A 6316-nucleotide genomic window follows, 5' to 3' on the forward strand; every position below is an offset into this window, starting at 1 on the left:
TGCATATTTTACGAAAAGAAGACGATGAATTTCCGTTTGACGAATGGTTTGTAGAATGGGTGAGAAGTGCTTTCCGTGCCAAAGGAAATGCTGCAGCTATTAACGATTTGATTGCTTGGAGTGAAAACATTGCTTCCACTGGAAGAGAAACACAAAAGCAATTTTTACACTATTGCATTCACTTTTTTAGACAAGCTTTATTGCTTAATTATCAAGCGAATGACTTGGTTTTCTTAGAAACAAAAGTGCCTAAATTTGAATTGGAAAAATTTGCTCCGTTTGTAAATGGCGCCAATATTTCAGATATTTACAAAGAATTAGAAGACGCTATTTACCACATTGAAAGAAACGGAAATAGCAAAATCATACTAACCGATTTATCTATTAAACTAACACGATTAATCCATAAAAACGCATAATTATGATACAAGTTGCACCGCTTTTAGTCTTAGCTTTTTTAGCCATCACTTTTTTACAATCTGGATATGATAAAATTAAAGATTGGAAAGGCAATGTAGAATGGCTTAATGGTCATTTTGCGAATACTATTTTAGCAAAACAAGTTCCGTTTGCTTTAGGAATTGTATTGGTTTTAGAAGTGGTTTCTGGAATTTTATGTGTATCTGGAATCATCCAACACTTAGTACAAGATGTAGTGATTAGAGGTTTAGGATTTTATGGTGCTATTTTGTCTTGTATTACGTTACTTTTTCTTTTATTTGGACAACGTTTAGCCAAAGATTACGATGGAGCTAGAACGATTGTAATTTACTTTATTCCAGCAGTTTTAGTGGTTTTTTGGTTGAACTAATTTAAAATTATTTGATTTTTTATTAGTTAGTAAATATTTGTATATCTTTGTAGTGTGAATATTCACTAACCTATGACAATTAAAAACGAAATATCAAACAGACAACTTGAAATCATCGAGGTTTCAGGAAAAATACTTATTGAAAAAGGAATAAAAGGCTTAACTACAAAAACGGTTGCTTCAGAAATGAATTTTTCAGAAAGTGCTATTTATCGCCATTTCAAATCGAAAGAAGAAATTTTAGTTGCTTTACTATCGCTATTAAAACAAAACATGAACAAGCGATTAACTTCAGAAATTAAGCCACAAAATACTTCGGCTGAGAATTTTAAAGCAGTATTTACAAGTCAATTCAACTATTTTAAAAAGAATCCTCACTTTGTTGTTGCTGTTTTATCCGATGGTTTATTGGATGAATCTGAAGAAATTAGAACGATAATTCTTCAATTAATGCAAAACAAAATGCAATTGTTGGCTCAAATACTTGAACAAGGAAAACAAACCAACGAATTCACTTCGGAAATTTCAACAGAAGATTTATTACCCATTATTCTAGGTTCTTTTCGTTTTCAAATGTTAAAATGGAAACTTTCAAACTTTCAATACGATATTACAACAGAAGGCAATAAAACAATTGACAACTTGTTGGCTTTAATACAGAAATGAAAATGCGATGATAAAATTTGAAAACATTCATAAACAATCAAAAAGAAAATTTTTGATATACTTTTCAATCTTTTGTGGAATATCAGGTTTTTCCCAAGAAGAAAGAATTGTAAATTCATTACCCGAAGTATTACAACTTTCTAAAGAAAAGAATTATGCCTTGCAAAATGCAACATTGCAAACGCAATTAGCAAATTTGACAAAGAAAACAGCGATAGGAAATGTATTAAATCCAAGAATTCCAGCAACCGCTCAATCCTTGAATAATTTTGAACAACAAGTAAGTTTTTTACCTGGTCCAATCTTTGGACTACCTGTAGGAACTTTTAAGGAAGTTACCATGGGACAACAATATACCAGCACTTTTTCGATACAACCTCAATTTGATATTTTAAATTTTGGAAGTATTGCCCAAATTAAAAGCGCAAAAATCAACGAACAGTTAGTTGAAAATCAAAACAAACTCAACGAGCAAAACATTTATAATCAAATTAATGGTGTGTATTTTAACTTGCTTTCGTTTGAAGCTCAGAAAAAAATTCTCCAAGAAAACATCAAAATTGCCGAAAGCTTAGTTTTAATCAACCAAAACAAGTTTAACGAAGGAATTACAAGAAAACAAGACGTTAATGAAGCAGAAGCTAATTTAATTACACTACAAGATAAATTATCGCAACTTATCTTAAATGAAAAAATACAAAAACAAAGTTTAGCACTTTTCTTTGAAAATGAATTTGATTTAAAACTTACAGAACAGCTTTCAAATTATGAAAATAGAGAAGAATTGGTTGCAACCAACTCTAATTTTAAAAGCGAAAACTATAAGTTACAATACCAAATGATGCAACAAGATTTAAAAATTGCTCGCTTGCAACAATTGCCTGTATTATCTTTCATATCATCATTTAATTGGCAAAATCTAAGCAATGAAAACTATTTTGATGCGAATTCAAATTGGGTAAATTATAATTATGTAGGTTTAAAAGTTACTTGGGATTTTCCAACGAATGTGCAAAAATTAGCCACAGTTTACAATAAAAAAATTCAATTGAACCAATTGAAAAACAATGCAGACCATGCCGAAAAAGAAAATGAATTTGCCAACAAACAACTAGAAATTGAATATGAAAAAGCGATGGAGCAATATAAAAATTTCAAAAAAATATATCTGCTAAAAAAAGACACTTTTGAAAAAAATTTCAATCAATACCAAGAACAAATTTTGCCATTAGATAAACTTCTAATTTCGCAAAACGATTTGTTAATCAGTGAGATAAATCTTGTAAATGCTTTGGCAAACATAGGATTCTCAAAAAATAAAATTGTGATAAACAACAACTAAAAATATTCAAAATGAAAAATAGTCTGTTTCTTTTACTAACACTTTCTACTTTGGTTTCATGTGGAACAAAAGAAGAAGGAAAGCCCGTTGTGCAAGACATTAAAGAATTAGTTTTTGCTTCGGGCGAATTAGAATGGGACAATTCCTATAATCTTACCGCTCAAACAGATGGAATTTTAGTAAATGCAACTTTTGACGTTGGAAATAAAGTAACTGAAAACCAAATTATTGCTTCAATTGACAATAAAACTAATGAAAACAATACCGCTTCGGCTAAAGATTTGGTAGTTATTTCAAAAGAAAACTTAACGGATAATGCTCCAGCTTTGCAACAATTACAACAAAATATAAAGTTTGCAGAAAGTAAATATCAGCAAGATAAAACGCAAGCCGAACGCTACAAAAGATTGTACAATTCGCAAAGTATTGCCAAAGTTGAATATGAAAACATGCAATTAGCCGCAGAAAATTCATTATCGCAATTGAATGCTTTGAAAAAACAATACCAACAAGTTTTACAACAATCCAAACAAAATTACATCAACACTGAAAATCAATTGAAAAACAATCAAGTGGTTTTAGGGTATAATAAATTAGTTGTTCCACAAAAAGGAACAATTATTAAAAAGCTAAAATTCTCTGGTGATTATGTTAAAAAAGGAGATGTAATTGCAGTAATTGCAGATGAAAATAAAGTTGAAGGCATTTTAAATGTAGATGAAAATAGTATTGGAAAAGTAAAAATTGGTCAAACCGTTTTTGTGCAATTAAACACCAATAAAAATGAAGTGTATAATGCAAAAGTCAGCGAAATTTTAGCCGCTTTTGATGAGCAAACCCAATCGTTTATTTGTAAAGTAATTTTCGATAAACCCTTGAATACTTCGCTTTATGGAACGCAATTAGAAGCTAATATTCTGGTTGGCGAAAAGAAAAATGCGCTATTAATTCCAAGAAATTTTTTAGGTTTTGGAAACAAAGTAATGGTAAAAGGGAAAGACGAAGCCATTATCGTAAAAACAGGGATAGTTTCTACAGAATATGTAGAAATTTTAGACGGAATCACTAAAGAAGATGTTTTGTTGCCTTTAAAACCTTAAGCCATGAACATCAATACCGAAATAGCAAAAACGTATATTATTTCCAATAAAAAACTAACAGCTGTTGCAGCGACTGGTGTGGTTTTAGGAATGTCTATTTATATTTTTATGAATAGCATGTTAGTTGGATTTGATAAGAGTTCGAGTGCTAGTATTTTTAAAACAACATCACATATTCGAGTATATAAAGACGACGAAATTAGCAAGGTTTTGGTTAAAAATTCTAAAGAAAACTACTTGATTATTAACCCGAAAATTGTTCCGTCAAACAATACAATTATTAATCCGAAGTTAATTTCTGAAACCATTTTAAAACAGCCCGAAGTTACTGTAGTTACGCCTCAAGTAAGTGTTAATGTTTTTTACAACAATGGAAAATCACAAATCTCTGGATTAGCAATTGGCATCAAACCTGAAGAAGCGAATGTGATGTACAACATTAAATCGTTTATGGTCGAAGGTAATTTTGACTTATTAAAATCAAATCCAAACGGAATTATTATTGGAAGCGGAATTGCCGAAAAAATGAATGCAAAAATTGGCGATAATATCAATTTAACTTCGTCAAAAAGTGTAAATAAAACGTACAAAGTTGTTGGAATTTTTAAAACCAATAATTCAAAAATTGATAAATCAAATTCCTATGTAAATTTAGCCAGTTCGCAACAATTATTGAAAGAAGGAGCATCCTATATTACAGATATTAACGTAAATATTGTTGATCCAGAAAAAGCAAAAGCAATAGCTGAAAAAATTTCAAATATAACGGGTTATAAAGCAGAAGGTTGGAAAGAAGCTAACGAAACTTTTATGGCGGCCAACAAAATGCGAAAAATGATTATCACTTTTGTTTCTCTAACTATTTTGTTAGTCGCAGGTTTCGGAATTTATAATATTTTAAACATGACGGTTTCCCAAAAAATTAATGATATCGCTATTTTAAAAGCTATGGGTTTTAAAGGAAAAGATGTCATTAGAATATTCGTGACACAAGCGGTAACAATAGGAATCATGGGCGTTATCGGCGGAATGATTATGGCAACTGTTTTAATAACTTTCTTGAAAAAAGTATATGTTGGTGGTGATATTGGTTATTTTCCTATTGATTATGAACCTATAAAATATTTACAAGGCGTAGTTATTGGTTTAGTAATTACTTTTTTCGCAGGTTATATTCCGGCTAAAAAAGCCGCACAAGTTGATCCTGTTACCATTTTTAGAAAATAAATTATGCGACAAACTATTCTAAAAACCGAAAATATAGATAAATATTTCTATGACCCAATTGAATTTCAAGTCTTGAAAAATATTTCATTTGAAGTTCAAAAGGGTGAATTTCTTTCAATGGTTGGAAAATCGGGCAGTGGTAAATCTACGTTGTTGTATGTTTTATCAACGATGGATACAGAATACAAAGGAAATTTATTCATTGATAACGAATTAATGACGGGTTTGTCAACTGATAAATTAGCAGCTATTCGAAATGAAAAAATCGGTTTTGTTTTTCAATTTCATTACTTACTTTCAGAATTTACGTGCTTAAAAAACGTTATGATTCCAGCGATAAAACTTGGAAAACTTTCCGAAAAAGAAATTGAAGAAAAAGCATATGAAAAGCTCAAAATTCTTGGCTTAGAAGATCAAGCTTTAAAACCTGCCAACAAACTTTCGGGCGGGCAACAACAGCGTGTAGCAATTGCACGTGCATTGATAAACGACCCATTATTAATCATGGGCGACGAACCTACTGGAAATTTAGACAGTAAAAACACCAACATTGTTTTTGATATTTTTCAGGAATTAACTCAAAACTATGGCCAAACCATCATTGCTGTAACACACGATGATGATTTTGCAAAAAAAAGCGACCGAATTATAGAAATGAAAGATGGTTTAATTGTTTAAACTCGCTTTATACAATCGCAACTCATCCCAAGAGAATTGATCGCCGTGGATTTCTTTTAATTCGCCTAAGCTTTCGCCTTTAAAATCTTTGAAAGCAGCTCTTAAATCGGAAATTTTATCTTCCGGTAAAATATCGGAAAGTTGCACGATTTCCATTTGAATTAGCTTGGCAAAATGGTTGTAAATCGTTTGTGGTGTTAACTTTCGGTGTTTTGCAATTTCATAAATCGATAAATTTTGTTTCCACAATTCCAAGGTATCCTCGTAAGTAGATTTCTTTGGTTCTTTTGTTTTTTTCTTTTTCGAATCGGTGTAATACGAAACGTCTTCATCGTCTTCTACTAAAGCAGCGTTCGAAGTTCTAAAACGTTCTGCCACAACTACTAACTTATTGATTTTGTATGTACTCATGTCTTCCGAAATTAAATTTTGCTTTGAAATTTCTTTTCCTTCGACAATGATATTGGTGAGTAATTTTGCTTTTTTAAGTTG

At 30.7% G+C, this 6316-nt stretch carries 7 protein-coding genes and 1 pseudogene; 7 read left to right on the plus strand and 1 reads right to left on the minus strand.

Annotation, left to right across the window (positions count from 1 at the left end; genetic code table 11):
- From Q0075_RS08030 to Q0075_RS08060, 7 genes and pseudogenes are all read left to right on the plus strand, one after another.
- Positions 1 to 419, plus strand: a pseudogene (locus Q0075_RS08030) (DNA polymerase III subunit delta'); the annotation flags it as partial.
- Positions 420 to 421: 2 nt separating this feature from the next.
- On the plus strand, positions 422 to 811 hold the full coding sequence (locus Q0075_RS08035; protein ID WP_297869064.1) for a DoxX family membrane protein: 390 nt from the start codon (positions 422 to 424) through the stop codon (positions 809 to 811).
- Positions 812 to 883: 72 nt separating this feature from the next.
- Positions 884 to 1477 carry a TetR/AcrR family transcriptional regulator gene (locus Q0075_RS08040; RefSeq protein ID WP_297869065.1) on the plus strand — a complete coding sequence of 198 codons (594 nt, stop codon included), beginning with the start codon at positions 884 to 886 and terminating at the stop codon, positions 1475 to 1477.
- 52 nt (positions 1478 to 1529) lie between these two features.
- On the plus strand, positions 1530 to 2819 hold the full coding sequence (locus tag Q0075_RS08045) for a TolC family protein (protein WP_297869066.1): 1290 nt from the start codon (positions 1530 to 1532) through the stop codon (positions 2817 to 2819).
- Positions 2820 to 2830: 11 nt separating this feature from the next.
- Positions 2831 to 3919: an HlyD family efflux transporter periplasmic adaptor subunit gene (locus Q0075_RS08050; RefSeq protein ID WP_297869067.1), complete on the plus strand. Its 1089-nt coding sequence runs from the start codon at positions 2831 to 2833 to the stop codon at positions 3917 to 3919.
- A gap of 3 nt (positions 3920 to 3922) precedes the next feature.
- On the plus strand, positions 3923 to 5146 hold the full coding sequence (locus Q0075_RS08055) for an ABC transporter permease (protein WP_297869068.1): 1224 nt from the start codon (positions 3923 to 3925) through the stop codon (positions 5144 to 5146).
- Positions 5147 to 5149: 3 nt separating this feature from the next.
- Complete coding sequence (locus Q0075_RS08060; protein ID WP_166235468.1) at positions 5150 to 5824, plus strand: ABC transporter ATP-binding protein; 675 nt, start codon at positions 5150 to 5152, stop codon at positions 5822 to 5824.
- Here the strand turns inward: Q0075_RS08060 and Q0075_RS08065 are convergent.
- Positions 5813 to 6316 (minus strand): helix-turn-helix domain-containing protein (locus Q0075_RS08065; RefSeq protein WP_297869069.1); only part of this gene is annotated, 504 nt, incomplete at its 5' end. The genes Q0075_RS08060 and Q0075_RS08065 overlap by 12 nt on opposite strands.

Source organism: uncultured Flavobacterium sp. (genome assembly GCF_937967675.1).
Lineage (GTDB): Bacteria > Bacteroidota > Bacteroidia > Flavobacteriales > Flavobacteriaceae > Flavobacterium.